At 69.0% G+C, this 3,129-nt stretch carries 3 protein-coding genes and 1 pseudogene; 3 read left to right on the forward strand and 1 reads right to left on the reverse strand.

Annotated features, from left to right (window positions below; all coding sequences use genetic code 11):
- Positions 1 to 585, forward strand: a 585-nt coding sequence (locus A9X04_RS15430) for an oxygenase MpaB family protein (RefSeq protein ID WP_156764373.1), incomplete at its 5' end; no start/stop codon positions are given.
- On the opposite strand, the gene A9X04_RS15435 is transcribed toward A9X04_RS15430, so the two are convergent.
- Positions 582 to 1,016, reverse strand: coding sequence for an SRPBCC family protein (locus tag A9X04_RS15435; RefSeq protein ID WP_067921896.1), 435 nt, complete (start codon positions 1,014 to 1,016; stop codon positions 582 to 584). The genes A9X04_RS15430 and A9X04_RS15435 overlap by 4 nt on opposite strands.
- Positions 1,017 to 1,195: 179 nt before the next feature.
- Here A9X04_RS15435 and A9X04_RS15440 point away from each other — a divergent pair, with 179 nt between their 5' ends.
- Together A9X04_RS15440 and A9X04_RS15445 are read left to right on the forward strand one after the other, a co-directional pair.
- Entirely contained in the window at positions 1,196 to 2,290 is a 1,095-nt protein-coding gene (locus A9X04_RS15440; protein WP_067921898.1) for an AMP-binding protein, read from the forward strand.
- A 35-nt stretch (positions 2,291 to 2,325) separates the two neighbouring features.
- Positions 2,326 to 3,129, forward strand: a pseudogene (locus A9X04_RS15445) (aldehyde dehydrogenase); the annotation flags it as partial.

Raw genomic sequence — 3,129 nt, forward strand, 5'->3', positions numbered from 1 at the left:
ATCAGCGACGGCTCGAGATATCACGCACTCAACCCGGAGTTGTTCTACTGGGCGCACGCGACCTTCGTGGACCAGGTCATCTACACCACCGACACGTTCATCCGTCGGCTGTCCCACGCGGAGAAGGCGCAGATCTTCGACGAGGGCAAGGTGTGGTACCGCCTCTACGGGGTCAGCGACCGCGGCCAGCCGCAGACCTACGACGAATTCCTCGCCTACTGGGACGAGATGCTCGAGCGGTTCGTCCCGCACAAGACGGTCTTGTATGGCACCGGCTACATCCGCAAGGGAATTCCCGGTCCGCGCCGGATCCCGAAGCCGGTGTGGAAGGTGGTGTCGGCGCCACTCAACGCCTACACCCGCCTGGTCCTAGTCGGGACCATGCCGCCGCAGATGCGCGAGGTTTGCCGGTTGGAGTGGGACGCGAAGAGGGAGAAGCGTTTTCAGCGGTTCGCCGCCGCCATGCGCGCGCTCAACCCGCTGATCAGCCGGCTGCCGGTCGGGGCGATCTACACGCCCTGGGCGGCCAGGGCGTGGCGGAAATCAGGCGTCGACCCGCGGCGGCTGCACAACCGCGCGGCTTAGCCGCTCCGTTCGGCGGCGGCGACGCCGCCTTTGAGCAGCTCGCCGATGACCTTCTTGAACACCGGCAGCATCAGCCGGTCAATACCGGGAATCTTCAGCGTTGACCGCAGGTGCCAGCTGACCTCGGTCCCCGTGTCTGTTTCACGCAGCCGGACCGTGCCGATGTGATCCCGGGTCGGTGCGCCGGAGAGCATCTTGTACGCGTAGCGGGTGGGCCGCTCGTACTCGATGATCTCCTCGACGAACGGGGGTCCGATCGCCTCCAGGCGTCTGATCGCGCCGACACCGTTCGGGGCGGGGGTTCCCTCGCGGTCGAGCGTGCTACGACGGATCGCCCACGTGCAGTCCGCGATCCCGCGGTGGTTGGTCATGGCGTCGAACACGGTCTCGATCGGCGCCGTGGAGGTCCGGGTGAGGGTGAACTCGATCATTCGCACTCCCTGCTGTCCGCCGTGTCTCGGTGCACAGAACATAGCGCTTCCCCGGCGACGACGGCACGACCCGCCCGGAAGTGAACGGCGGGTACATGCCAGCGAAATTCCATGCGAAGTAAGCCAATACGGCGGCGGGCGCTTGGCGAGCGGTTGAGGATGGGCCAGGATCTGTTGATATGGCCGCTATCGACTTCTCGCTGTTGGACGTTCCGAGATCGGACCCGGTCGAGGATCCCGAGGTCTACCTTCGCGCGGCGATCGCGTGGCACTTCGGCGAGGACACCGGTTCAGCATTCTGGTTGCGGACCGCCGCGGCGCTGGACTTCGATCCGTTGACCGACGTCAACACCTTCGCCGATCTGCGGCTGTTTCCCAACCTCGTCAACGAATTGCGCGAGGTGCCGGTGGAAGACCTCATCCCGCGCGGTTACGGCGAACCGCGTCCGGTGCCCCAGGTGTTCGAATCGGGCGGAACCACCGGAGCGCCGAAACGGACTGCGCAGCTTCCGGATTGGGTCGCGCAGGTGGTGCGCTGGCAGACCGAGGACTTTGCCGACGGTGGGTTTCGCCGCGGCCAGGGCTTCCTGTGCCTGATGCCGAGCGGCCCCCACGGGGTGGGCTATTTCTCGCGGCTGGTCTCCGAGCGGCTCGGCGCGACGTTCCACGCGATCGACATCGATCCCCGGTGGGTGAAGAAGCTCGCCGCCCGCAGCGCCGCCGGTGAAGTCGCGGCCTACGTCGACCACGTTGTCGAGCAGGCCCTGTTCGTGCTGCGGACGCAGAACGTCGCGAACCTGCACACCACCCCGCCGCTGCTGGAGGCCATGGCCCGGGACGACCGGGTGGTCGATCTGCTGAACGAGAAGATCCGCTACCTGTTGCTCAGCGGCGCGCACGTGGACGCCGACACCCTCGACCTGCTCCGCGATCTCTTCCCGGCGACCACGATCACCATGGCCTTCGGCAGCACCATGGTGCTGTCCCAAGCGGTCACCCGAACCGACGGCGGCGATGCGTTCGTGTTCGACCCGCGGACACCGTACGTGGTGTTCTGGGTGGTCGATCCCGACACCGGCGAACGGGTGCCCTATGGGCAGACCGGGCAGGTGGTGATGCACCACGTCAGCAAGGGCATGTTCATCCCGAACAACCTGGAGCGAGACCTCGCTGTCAGGGAACCTGGCCCGGCGGGCGAGCTCAGCGACTCGGTCAGTGCGGTCCGCCCGGTCTCCACCTTCGAGGGCGAGGCCGTGATCGAGGGCGTGTACTGACCATGGCGGTCGGACGGGCGGGAGCCGCAACCGATTTGGTGTCGATCGATGCGCTGGGTCCCGGCGAGCAGTACCGGACCCGCCGCCGCGAGATCCTGCTCAGCACCGCCGGCGCCGCGGTCGCCGAGCTGAGCATCGTGCCGCCGCTGTATGTCTCGCGCACCCTGGCGGCGCAACGCAAGGCGGCTCCAATGCCCGTCGGGCAGCGCGCGGCGGCGCTGGAGGCGGCCGCGGGCATCTTCGCCGACGGCGTCATCGCCGGGCTGGACTTCGAGGGCTACGTCGGGCTGGCCAGCCGGATTTCGGGACTGCCGATCGCGGTCACCCGCGCCGGGGCGCGCGCCGTGGCGGACGCCGTGGGCGGCGCGGTCGACGCGGTCCGGCCGGCCCGCCCGGTGGGCGCGACGCTGGATTGGCGCGAGGAACCCACCCGGCGGGGAGGCGCGGTATGGGCGCGGCGCGGGGAGGTGTTCGCCGTGCACGCGGCGGGAAACGGTCCGGGCGTGCACGGCCTGTGGCCGCAGGCGCTGGCGCTGGGCTACCGGGTCGCGGTGCGGCCGTCCCGCCGCGAGCCGCTGACCGCCCACCGGCTGGTGCATGCCCTGCGGCAGGGCGGCTTTCGCCCCGAGGACGCCGCCTACCTGCCCACCGATCATGCCGGCGCCGACGAGATCATCCGGTCGGCCGACCTCGCCATGGTCTACGGCGGGCAGCCGGTCGTCGACAAGTACGCCGGCGACCCGGCGGTGATCGTCAACGGTCCGGGGCGCAGCAAGATCCTGATCACCGCCGACCAGGACTGGCGCGAGCACCTCGACCTCATCGTCGACTCGATCGCC

Origin of the sequence: Mycobacterium sp. E3247 (assembly GCF_001667785.1) — a bacterium.
Classification (GTDB): Bacteria; Actinomycetota; Actinomycetes; order Mycobacteriales; family Mycobacteriaceae; genus Mycobacterium.